General features: G+C 69.5%; 16 protein-coding genes. 6 read left to right on the top strand and 10 right to left on the bottom strand.

The window, feature by feature from the left end; all coding sequences use genetic code 11:
* Positions 1-29: 29 nt before the first annotated feature.
* The 3 genes from ACH49X_RS26330 to ACH49X_RS26320 are packed head-to-tail and all read left to right on the top strand — an operon-like array spanning position 30 to position 2805.
* Positions 30-236 carry an antitoxin gene (locus tag ACH49X_RS26330; RefSeq protein ID WP_067795782.1) on the top strand — a complete coding sequence of 69 codons (207 nt, stop codon included), beginning with the start codon at positions 30-32 and terminating at the stop codon, positions 234-236.
* Between the two features lie 47 nt (positions 237-283).
* A complete protein-coding gene (locus ACH49X_RS26325) occupies positions 284-2584 on the top strand; it encodes an ATP-dependent DNA ligase (protein WP_195078260.1) in 2301 nt (766 codons plus the stop codon).
* 44 nt (positions 2585-2628) lie between these two features.
* A complete protein-coding gene (locus ACH49X_RS26320) occupies positions 2629-2805 on the top strand; it encodes an antitoxin (RefSeq protein ID WP_244891740.1) in 177 nt (58 codons plus the stop codon).
* Positions 2806-2848: 43 nt separating this feature from the next.
* On the opposite strand, the gene ACH49X_RS26315 is transcribed toward ACH49X_RS26320, so the two are convergent.
* Positions 2849-3493 (bottom strand): cysteine hydrolase family protein, encoded by a 645-nt coding sequence (locus ACH49X_RS26315; protein ID WP_195078261.1) that lies wholly within the window; start codon positions 3491-3493, stop codon positions 2849-2851.
* A gap of 324 nt (positions 3494-3817) precedes the next feature.
* On the opposite strand from ACH49X_RS26315, the gene ACH49X_RS26310 reads away from it, so the two are divergent.
* A complete protein-coding gene (locus ACH49X_RS26310; protein WP_357206528.1) occupies positions 3818-5011 on the top strand; it encodes a lipase family protein in 1194 nt (397 codons plus the stop codon).
* Between the two features lie 126 nt (positions 5012-5137).
* Here the strand turns inward: ACH49X_RS26310 and ACH49X_RS26305 are convergent, their stop codons facing one another.
* From ACH49X_RS26305 to ACH49X_RS26290, 4 genes are all read right to left on the bottom strand, one after another.
* The gene (locus ACH49X_RS26305) at positions 5138-5791 is read right to left on the bottom strand and encodes an ammonium transporter (protein ID WP_195078263.1); all 654 of its coding nucleotides are present in this window, start codon (positions 5789-5791) and stop codon (positions 5138-5140) included.
* 659 nt (positions 5792-6450) lie between these two features.
* Positions 6451-7191 (bottom strand): energy-coupling factor transporter transmembrane protein EcfT, encoded by a 741-nt coding sequence (locus tag ACH49X_RS26300; RefSeq protein ID WP_357206526.1) that lies wholly within the window; start codon positions 7189-7191, stop codon positions 6451-6453.
* Positions 7191-9317, bottom strand: coding sequence for an ATP-binding cassette domain-containing protein (locus ACH49X_RS26295; RefSeq protein WP_323124134.1), 2127 nt, complete (start codon positions 9315-9317; stop codon positions 7191-7193). Before ACH49X_RS26295 ends, ACH49X_RS26300 begins: the two co-directional genes overlap by 1 nt.
* 64 nt (positions 9318-9381) lie before the next feature.
* Positions 9382-10848, bottom strand: coding sequence for an NAD(P)/FAD-dependent oxidoreductase (locus tag ACH49X_RS26290; RefSeq protein WP_357206524.1), 1467 nt, complete (start codon positions 10846-10848; stop codon positions 9382-9384).
* Positions 10849-10933: 85 nt separating this feature from the next.
* Here ACH49X_RS26290 and ACH49X_RS26285 point away from each other — a divergent pair, with 85 nt between their 5' ends.
* Positions 10934-11995, top strand: a complete 1062-nt coding sequence (locus ACH49X_RS26285) for an AraC family transcriptional regulator (RefSeq protein WP_323124135.1) — start codon at positions 10934-10936, stop codon at positions 11993-11995.
* Here the strand turns inward: ACH49X_RS26285 and ACH49X_RS26280 are convergent.
* The 3 genes from ACH49X_RS26280 to ACH49X_RS26270 all read right to left on the bottom strand — a co-directional run bounded on the left by ACH49X_RS26280 (position 11992) and on the right by ACH49X_RS26270 (position 14119).
* On the bottom strand, positions 11992-12669 hold the full coding sequence (locus ACH49X_RS26280) for a phosphodiesterase (protein ID WP_195078266.1): 678 nt from the start codon (positions 12667-12669) through the stop codon (positions 11992-11994). The two genes, ACH49X_RS26285 and ACH49X_RS26280, sit on opposite strands and share 4 nt — an antisense overlap.
* Positions 12670-12735: 66 nt before the next feature.
* Positions 12736-13521 (bottom strand): metallophosphoesterase, encoded by a 786-nt coding sequence (locus ACH49X_RS26275; protein WP_323124136.1) that lies wholly within the window; start codon positions 13519-13521, stop codon positions 12736-12738.
* Positions 13522-13684: 163 nt separating this feature from the next.
* Positions 13685-14119: a MarR family winged helix-turn-helix transcriptional regulator gene (locus ACH49X_RS26270; protein ID WP_195078267.1), complete on the bottom strand. Its 435-nt coding sequence runs from the start codon at positions 14117-14119 to the stop codon at positions 13685-13687.
* A gap of 52 nt (positions 14120-14171) precedes the next feature.
* On the opposite strand from ACH49X_RS26270, the gene ACH49X_RS26265 reads away from it, so the two are divergent.
* Positions 14172-14774 (top strand): TIGR03086 family metal-binding protein, encoded by a 603-nt coding sequence (locus tag ACH49X_RS26265; protein WP_357206522.1) that lies wholly within the window; start codon positions 14172-14174, stop codon positions 14772-14774.
* A gap of 374 nt (positions 14775-15148) precedes the next feature.
* Here ACH49X_RS26265 and ACH49X_RS26260 read toward each other — a convergent pair whose 3' ends face one another.
* Both ACH49X_RS26260 and ACH49X_RS26255 read right to left on the bottom strand, forming a co-directional pair.
* The gene (locus ACH49X_RS26260; protein ID WP_195078269.1) at positions 15149-15916 is read right to left on the bottom strand and encodes an RluA family pseudouridine synthase; all 768 of its coding nucleotides are present in this window, start codon (positions 15914-15916) and stop codon (positions 15149-15151) included.
* A gap of 47 nt (positions 15917-15963) precedes the next feature.
* Complete coding sequence (locus tag ACH49X_RS26255; protein ID WP_195078270.1) at positions 15964-16974, bottom strand: adenylate/guanylate cyclase domain-containing protein; 1011 nt, start codon at positions 16972-16974, stop codon at positions 15964-15966.
* Positions 16975-16999 lie beyond the last annotated feature (25 nt).

Below are 16999 nucleotides of genomic sequence, written 5' to 3'. Positions count from 1 at the left end.
GGACAACGGCGACAGGAAGGATCACGGCGATGAGCTTCGCGGATACGGTCAAGGGCCTGGTCGACAAGGGGAAGGACGCGGCGGCCAAGAACGCCGACAAGATCAACAACGCGGTCGACAAGGCCGGTGACTTCATCGACCAGAAGACACACGGCAAGTACTCGGACAAGATCGCCAAGGGCAAGGAGGCCGCCAAGAAGGTGGTCCCGCCGGATCAGTCCGGGCCGCACGCCTGAGCCCGCGGCGGAGGCCACGTCGTGGCCTCCGCCGCTACACTTCGGATATGGCGGCCCGCCGCGAGTTCGGTGGTATCGAGGTTGAGCTGAGCAACCTCGAAAAGGTGCTGTACCCGGCCACCGGAACGACCAAAGGCGCGGTGATCGCCTACTATTCGGCCATCGCGCCCGCCATGCTGCCGCACATCGCCGGGCGGGCGGTCACCCGGAAACGCTGGCCCAACGGGGTCGACGAACCCTCCTTCTTCGAGAAGAATCTTCCGTCGCACGCGCCATCCTGGATCGAGCGGCGCACCCTGCGTCATTCCGACCGCAAAGTCGTCTATCCGCTGATCGATTCAGAAGCGGGGCTGGCGTGGCTGGCACAGCAGGCCGCGCTGGAAGTGCATGTGCCGCAATGGCGTTTCGACGGCGACGGCATGGGTCCGGCGACCAGGCTGGTGTTCGACCTCGACCCCGGCCCGGGAGCAGGGCTGGCCGAATGCGCCGAGGTGGCGCTCGCCGTGCGTGAGATGGTCGAGGGCATCGGACTGCACGCCTACCCGGTGACCAGCGGTAGCAAGGGGATTCATCTCTACGTGCCGCTGGATCGCGTGCTGAGTTCCGACGGCGCGTCCACGGTGGCGAAACAAGTGGCGACGAATCTGCAGCGGCTGCACCCGGCCTTGGTGACGGCGACGATGGCGAAGGCGGCGCGCGGCGGCAAGGTCTTCCTCGACTGGAGTCAGAACAATCCGGCCAAGACCACCATCGCGCCCTACTCGATGCGGGGGAGGGCGGAGCCGAACGTCGCCGCCCCGCGCACCTGGAAAGAGATCGAGAACCGGAAGAAGCTGCGGCATCTGCGGTTCGACGAGGTGCTGGCCAGGTACCGATCCGACGGCGACCTGCTCGCCGAACTGGATCCACCGCTGGCACCGGACGACTCGTCCGCGCCGGACGCGTTGACGAAGTATCGGTCGATGCGCGATCCGTCCCGCACGCCCGAGCCCGTTCCCGCTCAGTCGCCGGCGCCGGGGGAGAACAACCGCTATGTCGTGCAGGAGCATCATGCGCGGCGCCTGCACTGGGACGTGCGCCTGGAGCGCGACGGGGTGCTGGTGTCGTGGGCGGTGCCCAAAGGCCCGCCGACCTCGCCCGACCAGAACCGCCTCGCCGTGCACACCGAGGACCATCCGATGGAGTATCTCGACTTCCACGGCGCCATCCCGAAGGGCGAGTACGGCGGCGGGGAGATGACGATCTGGGACTCCGGCACCTACGAGACCGAGAAGTGGCGCGACGACGAAGTCATCGTGCAGTTCCACGGCAAGCGGCTCAACGGCCGGTACGCGCTGATCCAGACCAACGGCAACCAGTGGTTGATGCATCTGATGCGCGCGCGCAACGGAGCCGAACCGCAAGAGGAGCCGGACGAGCCGCCGAGCCGGATCATCCGTCCACCGAACGGACCCGCGACGTTTCCGCGCGGCCTGTCTCCGATGCTCGCTACGCTCGGCGACGTCACCGAACTCGGCGCCGACGAGTGGTGCTTCGAGACCAAGTGGGACGGCTTCCGGCTGATCGCCGAGATCGACAACGGTGCGCTGACGTTGCGCAGCCGGGCGGGGAACGTGGTGACCGACCGCTATCCCCGCATCGGGGCGTTGCGGCGGGAGCTGTCCGGGCATCAGGTGGTGCTGGACGGCGAGGCCGTTGTTTTCGACGATCACGATGTCGCGAACCTCGGCCTGCTGCAGGCGGACGCGGCGCGGGCGGTGTTCGTCGCGTTCGACGTGCTGTACCTGGACGGCACGTCGCTGCTGCGCAAACGATATTCCGATCGCCGCAGGGTGCTCGAGGCGCTCGCGGCGAACGCGCCGTCGCTGGTGGTGCCGCCGCGGCTGGACGGCTCGGGCGCCGACGCCCTGCGCTACAGCCAGCAGCGCGGGCTCGAGGGCGTGGTCGCGAAGCGAAAGGATTCGGTGTACTTGCCGGGCAAGCGCGGGCACGCCTGGGTGAAGCAGCGCAACTGGCGCACCCAGCGGGTGCTGATCGGCGGGTGGCGGCGCAGCGGAGCTCGGGAGTTCAAGTCGCTGCTGATCGGCATACCCCACGACGGCCTGCTGTACTACGTCGGGCGGGTCGGCACCGGCTTCAGCGAGCCGGACATGCGCGAGCTGGCCGCGCGGCTGCGCAAGCTGGAACGCAAGACCTCGCCGTTCGACAACGAACTCACCGCCGAGGAACGCAAGGAAGCGGTGTGGGTGACGCCGAAACTCGGTGGCACCGTGCGTTTCATGAACTGGACCGAGGCGGGCCGGCTGTGGCACCCGGCATGGCTCGGCCCGGCCCCTGGCGCTGGGTAGGGTTGTGGCGCGGTTGTTCTCAGCGCGACAACGAGGAGTGCACGGTGGACTTCAAGAACCTGGCGGGCAAGGCGATGGACCTGGCGCAGAAGAACGCGGACAAGCTGGACGCGGTCATCGACAAGGCGGGCGACCTGGTCGACGAGAAGACGGGCAACAAGTACTCCAGCCAGGTGGACGCCGCCCAGGACGCGGCCAAGAAGGCCCTGCGGGAGCAGTGAGCGTCGACCGGGACCAGGCGCGGGCCTGGTCCCGGTCTCAGGGTCAGTCGGCGCCCGCGAGCAGCGGGGTGATGGTCGCGATGTCGGTCACCAGCGCGTGGCCCTGGAACTCGAAATCCGCGTAAGCGCGCGCCATGGCGTCCTTGTCCCGGCCGCCGACCGCGTCGCTGATCACCACGGGCACGAATCCGAGATCGGTGGAATGCGTGACCGTGGGCGCGATGCCGATCTCCAGAGCGACACCCGCGATCGCGTACGCGCCGATACGCAGGTCGCGCAGCATCGAGGCCAGCGGAGTGCCTTCGAAGGCCGACATCGACGTTTTGTCGAACACCACCTCGTCGGCGCGCGGCCGCAGTTCGGGCACCAGCTCGAAGGCCGGGGTGTCGCGCTGGAGGATGAAGCGCACCTTGTCCACCGAATCCACCTGCTGCCAGTTCATGGCCATGCGCAGCGCAAAAGTCCCGCTGAGCCGTTCGGGCAGGAAGAAGTGGCGGAGGAAGACCACCGGGTAGCCGCCGGAGCGCGCCGCGTCGACCACCCCCGCCACCCGCTCGATGATCTCCTGGCCGTCCGGCAACTGACTGAGCACACCGACCTGCATGTCGTAGACGATCACCGCCATCCGGTCCGGCGCGCACACGTCGGCGAGTCCTTCCGGGATGTCCAGTCCGTTGCCATGCCGCATGCTCGGCTACTCCTCTTCGTCGCGCTCGCGCTGCGGGCGCCGGTCGCGCCGGGCAGCTATTCGCTTGCGCCGGGGGCGTTTTGGCCAACACTGTAACCAGCCGGGCGGACAACAGCGGCGGTGGGTGTGACCTGCGATCGACCGTTGCCGGGCCGGTCGGCCCGGCAGTACCGTTGAAGCAGGTAGGCCAGCTGCCGGCGCCGCCAGTGCCGGGACACTCGCCGCCTCGCCCGGACTGGGGAGGCCCTGATGAAGGTTGTTCACGCGGCGCCTGTCATCGCGCAGGCGAGCGACCATCTTGTGCGAACGACGATCCCGCGGGTCGTGCTATCCGTGTTGCTCGTGCTGGCAGCCTGTCTGGCCGCCGCCCCCGCGGCACACGCCGAGCTACCGCCGCCCGATCTGGACCCGTTCTACGCCGCTCCCGCCGATCTCGCCGCGTACCCCGACGGCGCCGTGCTGGATTCCCGGCCGATCGCGTTGTTCGGGTTGCCCCTGCCGATTTCGGCGTGGCAGGTGAAGTACCGGAGCACCGACTCGAGCGACGAGCCCGTCGCCGACGTGGCGACCGTGCTGGTCCCGATGCTGCCGTGGTTCGGTCCCGGCGCTCGGCCCCTGCTGTCGTATCAGGTGCCGGAGGACAGTCTCGGCACCCGATGCGCGCCGTCGTTCGCGCTGCGCGGCGGCTGGGACACCGGTGCGGTGAACACGCTGATCGACACCCCGTTCATGGCCGAGGCGCTGCGGCGCGGGTGGGCGGTGGTGGCCAGTGACTACGAGGGGCCGCGGTCGCGGTTCCTGGACGGTGTGAACTCGGGCCGCGGCGTGCTCGACGGCATCCGGGCGGCACGTGATCTGCCGCAAGCCGGGCTCGGGCCCGCGACACCCATCGGCGCGTGGGGCTACTCCGGCGGTGCGTTCGCCACGCTGTGGGCCGCGCAGATGCAGCCGTGGTACGCGCCGGACATCCGGTTCGCCGGCATCACTTCCGGGGGGATTCCGGCGGATTGGCCTGCCATAGCGCGCGACGCGGACGGCACGGTGCAGGCCGGGCTGGCGTTGCTCATCCTGTTCGCGCTCGCCCGCAACGATCCCGGGACGGGCGTGCTGGACTTGCTCAACGAGCAGGGGCGCGCGGCGCTGGCGGCGAACGGCGCGGCCTGCGGGTCCGATCTGGTGCCGATCTACGCCGGCGCGCGGATCGCCGACTTCACCGCCGTGGCGGATGTGTTCGCGCACCCGGATTTCCGTGCCGCCACCGATGCCCAGGAACTCGGCGGCAGCGCGCCGGAGGCGCCGATGTACCTGTATCACAGCCGCACCGACGACGTGATTCCCGTGGCCGGCTTCACCGACCTGGTCGGCCGGTACTGCGCGCAGGGCGCGACCCTCACCTCGGTGCACTCGATGCTGCCCACGCACAACCCGGCGGCGATCGGTGAGGCGCCGGGCGCGATGAACTTTCTCGCCGACCGGTTCGCCGGTCTGCCGCTGGCTCCTGGATGCCGCGAGCGATAAGGGGACCGGCGCGCGACGGCTCCGGACCGGTTGGGTGATCTCGCGCGGCGTTGCCGCTGACCGCGCACAAACGAAAGCGCACCGAACCGCTTGCCGATTCGGTGCGCGTCGTGCCGAGGTCGCCGGTCAGTTCTGCGGACGCCCGGTGGTGTCCATCCATTTGGTGGTGCCGGGCGGGGCGGCCAGCGTGCTGATCAGATCGATACCGGCGATGATCAGCGCCGGCCCGCCGACGACGATCGTGCCGATGATGCCGCCGATGCCCGCACCGGCGACCACGGTGCCGATCCCGATGGGACCGCCGATCAGACCGGTCAATCCGACGAGCGCGCCGATGACGGTGCCGATGAACCCGCCGACCGCGGTGGCGATGCCGAACTGCGAGAGGAACGCGTCCATCGCGCGCTGGTTCTCGAACGGCGACGCGACCGGCGTCGCCACCGGGCGGGCCTGCGCCGCGTCCTTGACCACGGTCAGTTCCAGCACGCGGCCCGCGTCCCGCACCACGTGCGCCATGGGATATTCGAGCCCGTCCTGTCGGAAGGCGAGCGGCAGCGTGACCGCGACGTTGCCGGCGGCGTCCTTGATGTCCACGGCGTCACCGCGCACGTCGAACGTGCCCGCGGTGAGTGTCGTGACGATCTTGTCGCCGACCAGCTGGGCTTCGTACCCGATATCGGGCACCGGCGCCGCAGCCGGTTCCGCGTGCACGACGCCTGCCCCGACCGCGAGCGCGGCGACCAGTGGAGCGGCGGCGGCGGTGACTCTCCGGAGAATCATTTCTCGGTTTCCAATCTTCATCAGGTTTCAAGCATTAGAGAACGCGGCACACGCCGAAATTCCTTCCCCCGCCGACGTGTACATCCGTGATGTGATCCAAAATACAGTTACTTCCGAGTGATAACTGTACTGTGGCCCAGGGGGTTTGGGACACGGATTCAGAGGGTAATCCTCCTCCTTTTGCCGAGCCTGTCGATATAGCAATTTGCTATTTCAAGGCCCCGATTCGAGGGGTTCAGGCGGTGCCGGTTGGCCTCCGTGTCGGGGCGTGTAGATGCATGCCTCGTAGTTGGGCATAAATCTCGAATCATTCATATCGCGTCGCGCATAGACGTAAGTCGCGGTAAGTCAAGGGCTTTCGCTGGCACTACGCGCGGGGCGGAGAGGATTGCGCGGTTTTGGTGTTCGACTGCGCACCCGGAGACTCGCGTGGTGGTACCGATCGGTCCCGGTTCGCCGCAATGGGGTCGGCCCGCTGCGCGTTGGAGACGTCAACCCTGTGCGCGAGGCGGGTCTGGAGGTTGCCCGCGGAGAGTTTTCGATGGATACCACTCAGTCTGCAAATGGTCAGCGAATTGGTTGGCCGTAATTTCCCGGTGACCATTAGGGGCCGCTACCGACCGAGGCCCGGTTCGGACCCCGCATTTGCGCGCCCGCGCTCACAGCGCGATGTGCAGCGCGATGGAGCCGAGGCAGACGCCGACGACCAGCGCGAGCGCCACCGCGTCACGCAGGCCGGGTGCGCTGGGACGGGCGGTGAGCTGCCCGGTGCCGCCGCGCGCGGTGATCGCCTCACCCAGTTCTCCGGCGCGGCGGGTGGACACCGCCATGGCCGCGGTGAGGATGTCGATGAGCGGGTTGTCGGCCGCGCGGGCGATCATCATGCGGTCCTTGGGCCGGAGCCTGCGAGCGGCGCGCAGTACCCGGATCTCCTCCATGAGCAGCGGCAGACCGCGGAAGGTCAGCGCGACCACGACAGCCCATTCGTCCACCGGCACCCCGAACCGGCGCAACGGCGCGCCGAGCTTGGCCAGGGCGGGCGCGATGTCGCCCATCGGCGTGGTCCACGCGATGAGGAAGGAGGCCGCCACCAGGATCAGGCCGAAGACCAGCACCTGGGCATAGCGCAGCACGGCCGTCCCCCCGACCGGCACGTTGATCACGGCTCCCGCGACGAGCAGCGCCCAGAACCACCACGGCAGCCGCGGCACCGTGCCCAGCGGCAACCTGGCGACCGCGCCGACCAGCACCAGGAACGCCGCCATCACACCGAGCACCGGCCAGGACGGCAGGAACATCAGCAGCAGGCTGATCAGGAACACCCCGATCATCTTCGTGCCCGCCCACAACCGATGGACCGGGCTGTCGACCGGGACTTGGCGCAGCAGAACGGTGCTCATCATCGACCTCCGTGCTCGAACCGCCACGCGGTTTCGCCGTGCGCGCGCACCGAGCGGGGACCGGAATCGGCTCGCGCGGCGGAGTCGCTCGGCGCCTGCGCCGTCTGGCGCGCGGACTCCGCACCCAGAATGCGCCCCGACCGCAGCTGCACCGTCCGGTCGCACACCGCAGCCATGTCGGCCACGTCGTGGGAGATGACGATCAGCGTCAAGCCGGCATCCCGCAACCGCGCGAGCAACTCGACGATGTCGGCCCGGCCCTCCGGGTCGAGACCGGCCAGCGGCTCGTCGAGCACGACCACTTGGGGGTGACTGGCCACGATCGCCGCGAGCACCACCCGCTTGGCTTGGCCGCCGCTGAGTTCTTCGATCGAGCGCGCGGCCAGCGCGCGGTCCAGCCCCACCGCGTCCAGCGCCCGGCCGACGGCCCCGGAGCCGGTCGCGCGACCGCCCCAGTCCGCGATCTCCTCGCCGACGGTCTGCTTCTGTAATTGCAGGCGAGAATGCTGGAAGGCGAGTCCAACCCGTCCGATCTGCTTGCCGATCGGCTTCCCTTGCAGCTCGCATCGGCCCGAACTCGGTTCGATCAGGCCCGCCATGATCCACGCGAGGGTGGATTTGCCCGAGCCGTTCCCGCCGACGATGAGCAGGGCCTCGCCTTGGCGCACGGACAGATCGACGCCGTGCAGGGCGGGCGCTTCCCACGGCGTCGCACGGTTGTAGGTGTGGCGGACGTCGCGCAGTTCGAGGATCGGCGCGCCCATCGGCCTGCGTCGCTGATCCCGCGCCGGACGCGGCCACGCGGGCAGGTGCGCGACGGTGCCTCCCCCGGCCAGGTGCACCACCCGGTCGGCGACCGCGGCGTCGGCCTCGTGATGGGTCACCAGCACCACGGCCATCGCGTGGCGTTTCGGCAGCTCGGCCAGCAGGTCCACCAGTTCCCGCCGCCCGTCCGGATCGATCATCGAGGTCGCCTCGTCGGCGATCAGCAGCGCGGGACGCCGGGCCAGCGCGGCGGCGACCGCCAGTCGCTGTTGCTGTCCGCCGGAGAGCGTCGCGGTCTCCTTCGCTCCCATTCCGGCGAGCCCCACCTCGCCGAGAAGTGCGTCCACATCCACCTCGGCGGCGAGTTCGGCGGGCAGCCCCCACACGACGTCGTCGGCGACGAGCACCCCGAGGGTCTGGCTCTCCGGCCGCTGCAGGACCAGGGCCGTCCCGCCGAGCTTGCCGAGCCCGGCCGACCCGGGCCGCCGCACCGATCCCGAGGTGGGCGGCAGCCCCGCCAGCAAGCGGGTCAGGGTCGACTTGCCCGAACCGTTGTGCCCGACCACGGCGACGAACTCGCCGACATCGACGGTCAGGTCGATGCCGCGCAGCGCATCGCGCGCCGCTCCCGGATAGCGGAAGCCCGCGTCGTCAAGCGTGACCGGAAGCGGGGCGACGGGCCGGTCGTCGAGCGGTGCGTCCAGCCGGTCCCGGCCGGGCAGCCAAGCCAGCCGATCCAGCACCGAACCGAGGACGTACCAGGAGAAGACGCCGGTGGCCACCATGCCCAGCGCGACGCTGCCGCCGATCCACGCCCACCACCAGTGCAGCACCGAATCGGTCAGGTCCGCGGCGAGCCGGCCAAGCGGCGCCAACTGCTCCAGGCGCGCCGCGAGATCCTGCACGCCGCGCGAGGCGTTGCGGATGTTGTCGAACAGCAGCTCGCGGGTGGTGGACATCAGCGCGAGCGATCCGACGGCGAACCCCGCCCAGGCCAGTCCGGCGAGCACCGAGAGGCCGAACGCGGTGACGATCCCGCCGCCGCGCCGCTTGACGACGCCGATGATCCCGCCCACGGTGGCCGACGCGACCAGCGCCGTCGCGGACGCGACGCCGGCGGCGACGAAGGTGACCAGCGTCGCCGCGATCGTCGCGGTGACCAGGGCGCGCAGCCGGAAGCGGTGCGCGATCAGCCCGATCGGGACCGCGCCGACCAGTTGCAGCGCGGCGGCGAACGGGATGACCGATCCGATGGTCACCAGCCCGACGGCGGCTCCGCCGAGCACGGCGCCGGTGGCCAACTCGATCGGACGCAGCGGACCGCGCACATCCGATCCGCCCGGACGGGCCAGTTCATTCACAGCACAAGTCTGCCAGCCCGGCGGGCGGTGGCGGGCCGAGGTGAATCCGGGCGGGGCGCGTTCGTCACGAGACGGGCGTGAGGGTGTAGTGCCGTGGGTCGAAGCGACGGGTGCGGCGGCGGTAGCTCGTCTGCGAGCCCGGCCAGTTGTTGGTGATGCGGCCGGCGGAGTTGCGGTACCAGCTCGAGCAGAAGTTCCACGGGGTGCGGTCGAGACGCCGCTGGAGGGCGGTGTTGTAGTCCTCTTCCAGGTCGGCGCGGACGTCGACGCAATGGCCGGGGTGGTCGGCGAGCCACCGCACGGCCTGGCGGATGTAGCGGGTCTGCGACTCGATCATGTAGATGATCGAGCCGACGCCGAGATTGGTGTTCGGCCCGTAGACCAGGAAGAAATTCGGGAAGTCCGGCACCGTGATCCCGTAATACGCGTGTGCGCCGTCGGCCCATGCGTCGGCCAGCCTGCGTCCGCTGCGGCCCCAGATCTCCATCGGCCAGAGGAACTCCGTGCCTTTGAAACCGGTGCCGTAGATGATCACGTCGACTTCGTGCGTCGTCCCGTCGGCGGTGCGTACGCCGGCCGGGGTGATCTCGGTGATCGCGGTGGTCTCCACCCGCACGTTGGGCTGGGTGAGCGCGGGGTAGTAGTCGTTGGAGAACAGCGCGCGTTTGCACCCGATCGGATAGTCCGGGGTGAGTTCGGCCCGCAGCTGCGGGTCTTCGACCTGTTCGGCGAGGTGCCGGGAGGCGATGCGGGCCACCCAGCGGGCGATGGCGGGAACCTCCACCAACCCCAGCGAGACGATCTCCGCGATCGACCACCACCCGAACCGTTCGATCAGCAGCGCGCCCGGCACCCGCGCGAACAGGTTGTGCTGGATCGGCGAGTAGTCGGTGTCGAACTTCGGGATCACCCAGGCCGGTGTGCGCTGGAACAGCGTGAGCCGGGCGACCTCGGGCTGGATCTCCGGGATGTACTGCACGGCGCTGGCCCCGGTGCCGACGCAGGCGACGCGTTTGCCGCGCAGGTCGACGTCGTGGTCCCACTCGGCCGAATGGAAGTACGGGCCGGTGAAGGTGTCGATGCCGGGGATGGCGGGCAGGGACGGACGCGACAACTGGCCCACCGCCGAGATCAGCACGTCGACGACCCAGCTCCTCCCGTCGGCGGCCCGGACGGTCCACCGGCCGGTGGCGTCGTCGAATTCGGCGTCGCTGACGCTGGTGCCGAAGCGGATCGCCGACAGCACGCCGTGGCGTTCGGCGACGCCGCGCAGATAGGAATGGATGGCGGTGCGCCCCGAGTACCGCTGCGGCCAGTCCGGCTTGGGTTCGAACGAGAACGAGTACAGCGGAGAGGGGACGTCGCAGGCCGCGCCGGGGTAGGTGTTCTCCCGCCAGACCCCGCCGATGTCGGCCGCCCGCTCCAGGATGGTGATGTCCTCGAAGCCGTTGCGACGCAGCTCGATCGCCATGCCGATGCCGCCGAAGCCGGCGCCGATGACGAGAATCGATGGCCGATTGCGCGCTGACATGTGAGACTCCTCACTGCGACCGTAGCTCACTCCACTGTAAGAGCCGCCGTGTCGTCGCATAGAGAAATTCGGCCATAATGTCCGCGTGGAGCGGGTGCAGGATCCGGATATCCGCGATTGGAACTTTCCACGCGGTGTGGCCAGCGTGGCGTTGATGGTCGGCTACGCGGCCGAACACGGCGTGCCCACGGGACGCATGCTGCACGGCACCGCGCTCGGCGAGCAGCAATTGCGCGACCCGGACGTGCAGATCGATGCGCACACCGAACTGGCGGTCATCCGCAACCTCGTCCGCGAACTCGCCGATCGGCCCGCGCTCGGCGTGGAGGTCGGCCGCCGCTACCGGATCACCACCTTCGGCATCTTCGGCTTCGCCTGCGTCAGCAGCCCGACGCTCGGGGAGGCGATCAGCTTCGCGCTGCGCTACCTGGACCTCAGCTTCACCTTCTGCATCCCGGTGGCCGAGTGGGGCGAGCGCGAATTCGTCGCGGTGGTGCACGACGAGTCGGTGCCGATCGACGTGCGCCAATTCCTCGTCGAACGCGACGTCACCGCGATGCACCAGGTGATGAGCGATCTGCTCGGCACCCGCTTGCCGCTGACCAGGGCGGAATTCCGGTTCCCCGACCCCGGCTACGCGGAGCGGATCGCCGAGGTGACCCTCGTGCCGCCGCGTTTCGACATGCCGCACAACCTGTTCGCGATCGAGCCGATGCTGCTGGAACAGCCGTTGCCGCAGGCCAACGAGCAGACCTGGGCGATGTGCCTGGCGCAGTGCCGGGAACTGGTGCACCGCCGAAGGGCGCGCACGGGCATCGCCGCCGAGGTGCGCGAACGCTTGGTGCCGCGCGGGGGAGCGGATGGATTCGCCGCCCCGCCCGGCATCGACGCCGTGGCGAACGATCTCAACATGAGCACCCGCACGCTGCGGCGGCACCTCGACGCGGCCGGCACCAGCTACCGCGCCTTGCTGGACGAAGTACGGCGTGCGCTGGCGGAGGAGATGCTCACCGCCACACCGCTGTCGGTGAGCGACGTCGCCATCCGGCTCGGCTACGCCGAGGCCTCGACGTTCATCTTCGCCTTCAAGCGCTGGACCGGTAATACCCCGGCGGCCTATCGCCGCGAACGCGCCGTCCGGCGTTAACTCTCTTCGCCGCGACCGCTCCTGCTGCCGGTGTAGGCCAGCTCGCGGATCTTGCCGATGGCCGCGGGAAACAGCTCCACCTCGGCGGGGTGATTGAGCATCGGATCGAAGTAATCCGTGCGGTACTCGGCGGATTCGGCGGGACGCAGCGTGAGTTCGGCGACCCGCCAGGTGGGCCCGCCGAGGCGGCCCGCGGTGAGTGTGAAGCTGACCAGGTCCTCGTCCAAGTGCGCCTGCATCGCCTCGAGCGACGCGGACGTGGGCTGCACGCTGTCCGGCTCGGCGAAGAACCAGGTGGGCGAGGAGTTGCTGATCCGATAGGGCATCAGGCAGCCGTACCGTGCGCTGGCCCAGCCGCGCGCAGGGGTGATCACGAACCGCCCCAGCGGTCCCCGTCCGGTGGTGGCGAGCGCGAAATCCCAAGGCTGCTCGTCGCGATCGAGCACCCGGAACGCCAAGCCCAGCACATCGGGCAGGCCGTTGGGCAGGCCGATGCCTTTGGACACCCGCGCGATGACCGCGCGGTCGCCGCTGCCGAAAAGCGGCTCGAATTCGGGCTCGGCGTGCAGACGACCGGCCAGGTGCAGGCCCGACGGGTGGAATACCCGCGCATGCCGGATCCTGGCTCCGGCCGCGAACGCGTTCTTCACCACTGCGGCTGGTAGATCGACCATGGCGAATCCTCCCGGGTAGGCGTCGTGTGCCTCCCGATTGCCCCCGCTCGGGCCGGGTAAACGCCGTCAGGCCGGTTGCACGCCGATTCGGCCGCCCATCGGAACCGTCCGGAAATGGCTGGTGAGCCGGTGATCGTCACCGATGACGTGCAGCGCCACCGCCGGGTCGGGCGCGTAGTCCATGACGTGGTCGGGCAGGTCGAGTTCCCACTCGCCGCTGAGCACCGACGCGGTGCTCGGGGCTACCAGCAGCGGGCGTCCCCCGAAGGTCGTCGCCGCGGCGGAGTGCGCGTGGCCGGTGACCACGCCGACGATCCGGTCGTCACCGGCCACCAGATCGGCGAGCCGTTGCGGATCGGCCAGCGAGATCACGTCGACGATCGGGCTGAACAGGTGCGCGGGCGGGTGGTGCAGGGCGAGCAGGATCGGCTTGCCCGCGGGCGCCGCGTCCAGCACGCCACCGAGCCAGTCGTAGGTCTCGTCCGCGAGCTGCCCGCCCGGCTGACCCGGGACGCTCGAATCCAGCAGGGCTACCGTGAGATCGCCGACGCGATGCGCGTGGTTGATCGGGGCGTCGGAGGCGGACTCGCCGAGCAGGGCGGTACGGAAGCCGGCGCGGTCGTCGTGGTTGCCGGGAATCGCGTAGATCGGGATCTCGCTGTCGAAAGCGGCCTTGGCCTCCGCGAACTGCTCGGGTTTGCCGGAGTCGGTGATGTCGCCGGTCACCACGATGGCGTCCGGCCTGCGGCGCAGCCCGGCGATGAAGGCCATCACCCGCCGCACACGCTGGGCGTTGCGGGTGCCGAGATCGAAGTGGGTGTCGCTGACCTGAGCAACCAGGATCATCGGCATTCGCTTTCGCTAGGGGTTCGCTGCATTGCGTCAGATGGGCGCGCGCGTCGCGTCCGCGGCACGTCATCAGGCTAATTGACCTGCGTATTACGCGTCGTCATGACGCTCGCCACCGTGCGGCGGTTGCCCGTCGGGTTGTGGGCGGAGTCACATTGTGTTCTTGCTATCTCTGCTGTCCGGACACCGCGTCGGACAGGCTGCGCAGAGCGCGCAGGAACGCGTCGCGGTCCGGCGCGGGAAGCCGCTCGAGCAGCCGGTTCTCGCCGGCCTGGATCTCGCGCTGGACTCGGTCGCGCAGGGTGCGTCCCGCCGGAGTGAGCGACAGCAGGTTGACCCGCCGGTCCGCGGGGTCGGCTTCGCGCGTGATCAGGCCGCGGCGCTGTAGCTCGTCGAGCACGCCGATGATGCGGGTCTTGTCGGCGCCGATCGCTTTGGCCAGCGCCGCCTGGGTGTAGACGGGTTCCGCGCCGAGGCCGAGGAGTACGGAGTACCCCCACATGGACAGGTCGTGCCGCTCCAGGATGGGCAGTTCGAGGGCCATGAGCGCCCGCCCGAGCGGCACGATCATCGCGGCGAGATCGGGACGGGCGTTCGGCATGGGTCGACGATACTGCTTGGCAAAATCGTAAGCTTGCGCATACGATACGCTTATGCTTACTGATGACTTGAAAGAATTGCGCGACCAGCACGCCCGTTCGGTGTGGTTGAGCGTGGACGCGGTCGCCGGAGTCCGTCCCGACCAGCTGGCCGCCGAAACACCCTGCGCGGGTTGGCGTCTTCGTGACCTGCTGGAACACATGATCGCGCAGAACCACGGCTTCGCCGCCGCCGCGCGCGGGAGCGAGGATCTCGAGGACTGGACCGTGCGCGCGTCCGCCGATCCGGTCGCCGACTATCGCGTATCGGCCGACGACGTGCTCTCCGCCTTCGCCGCCGACGAGGTGTTCGAGCGCTCGCTCGTGCTGCCGGAGGTCCTGCCCGGCCAGGGCATCCCGGCCGTGCGCGTGCTCGGCTTCCACCTCGTCGACAGCGTCGTGCACGCCTGGGACGTCGCGCGATCGATCGGCGCGACCGTCACCCCGGATCCCGACGTGGCCGAAGCCGCGCTGACCATCGCCCTCGCCGTCCCCGACGGTCCGGAACGATCCGCACCCGGCGCGGCCTTCGCCCCGGCACTGTCGCTTCCGGAGCAGGCGCCGACCCTCGACCGCATTCTTCTGCTGCTCGGCCGTTCGCCGAACTGGCCGAACTGATCCGCTCGGACCGTTGCTGTTCCGTGCACATGGGCGCCTGGGGATGACTGGGGACGAACCTGGAGCCGCGTCCCTCGGGTCAGTGAGCGCGACGTAGCGGGGATTCCTTTACCCGACGTTCTCGGCTCCGCAGGTGCGAACGCCGCACGGCGCGACAAGAGCCGTGGATAGCCAGTTCGTACCGGGGACGATGCTCGGCCCGGACCGGTTCGCGCGGCGTCCAGTTGGGCGGCGGCCTCGAGGCAACTGCCGCTTTAGGCGATCGCGCTGCTCAGACGCTTGCTGTGCGTACGGCATGGCCCTTCGAGTGCGGCCGAAGTCTCGGCGGTTCTTCGCGATGGTCGCCGCCAAGCCGATCGGGTAACGCGGTGCCGCTAGTCGAGCGTCCGCAACAGGCCGGCCGCGCGGTCGAGGGCCGCTGGGTCGGCGGACTCGTGCAGCGGCTCCCAGAAGGCCGCGTCGGGTTCGGCGGCCAAAGCCAGTTCCGGCGGGGTGCGCCAAGAAGCGGTGAGGCCGAGACGCCAGGAGTGCAAGTAGGTTCGCGGGTGCGCGCCGGAGCGGTCGAACAGGGGATCGCCGACTATCGGATGGCCGGTCCAGGCCAAGTGGACGCGAATCTGGTGGCGACGGCCGGTCACCGGGCGCAGCGCGAGAACGGTGTGCGAAGGGCCCCGCAGCACCGTCGCGAACCGGGTGAGCGAGGGGTAGTTCTTCGCGGGCAGCAGGTCGGCGTCGTCGACGAACCAGCGGCTCGCCTCCTGGCGAATGCTTTCGCGCGGCGCCGCGATGCGCACCCGGTTCTTCCGTCCCACGCTGAGCGGCAGATCGAACACGCCGGTGTCGGGCAGTCCGGTGGCCGCGACGACGGCAAGATACGCCTTGTCGGCGGTCTGCTTGTTGAACTGCCTGGTCAGTTCGCCGTGCGCGCGCAGCTCCTTCGCGAAGAGGATCAAGCCGGAGGTCACCTTATCGATCCGGTGCACCGGATAGAGCGTTTCTCCGGTGGCCGCCGCCAGCTCGACGAGATCGGTGTCGTGGCGCTCGCCCATGACCGAGATACCGGCGGGTTTGTGTAGGGCCAGAATCGCCGCGTCCTCCTCGACGAGGCAACGCGCGCGTAGCTGTGACCAGTCCTTGTCCACCGGACGAGCCTAGGGCCGACGGCGGCGGCCGGTGGCAGGCGGTCGGGCTACCTGCCGTTGCGGCCGTTGCGGCGCAGCAGGTGCGGACGCAGGCGATTGAAGCCGCGCACCCGGACGCTGCGCAGGTGCTTGATCGAGAACGCCGGGTCGCTGTCGAGTTCGGCGGCGGCGTGATCATCGATCAGGACGGTGCCCGGCCGGGCGACGCCGGTGAGCCGGGAGGCGATGTTCACCACCGAGCCGTACAGATCCCCGAATCGTTGCAGCACCGGGCCGTAAGCGAGAGCGACGCGCAGCTCCGGGGTGCCTCCGACCATCATGGTGGACTCCTGGATGGCCAGCGCGATCCGGGCGGCCTCGGCGGCGCTCTCCGTCGCGAACATGACCTCGTCACCGACGTTCTTGATCACCCATCCGCCGTTCTCGGTGATGGCGGCCGTCGTGGTGGACTCGAACGCCTCCAGCAGCATGGACAGTTCGTCGGGATGCAGATGCCTGGTCAGCCTGGTGTAACCGACCATGTCGGCGAAACCGACGGCCAGTTCGCGCACCGACTCGCCCGCGCTCGTCCCCGGGTCGAGCGACCGCGACAGCGACGCGGCCAGATGCCGCCGCCACGCATAGGTGTTCAGCTGCTCCAGCGTGGCGATGGCGCCCTCGGCGGCGACGCGCGCGGTCTCCGCGGGGTCGGCCCCCGGCTCGGCGCGGGCGATGCGCTCTTCGATCTCCGCGAGCACCAGATCGACCTGCCACTCCGCCAGGCGCGCCATTCCTTGGCCGAGCGTGCGCGCGGTCGCCGCCTGCTGTTTGGCGTCGGCCGAGGACAGCACGTTCAGCTGTTCGAAGTTGCGCACCGCCGTCACATCGGCGTCGGCGTAGTCCACCGCGTCGTCGCCGATGCTCGACGGGAAACCGAGCGCCATCCACAACCGCCGGGTCAGCGCCGTCGTCGCCCCCGACCGCTCGGCGACCTCGGTGCGGTTGTACCGGCGCGCTCCGTCGAGCAGATAGGACTCGACGGCCGCTCGCACCAATTCGGACCTCTCGGTGGGCACCATGATCGGTACCTTACGGGCCGAATCC

The sequence above is a fragment of the Nocardia sp. NPDC019323 genome (assembly GCF_044389845.1).
GTDB lineage: Bacteria > Actinomycetota > Actinomycetes > Mycobacteriales > Mycobacteriaceae > Nocardia > Nocardia implantans.
This window is presented reverse-complemented; position numbering and strand designations above follow the sequence as displayed.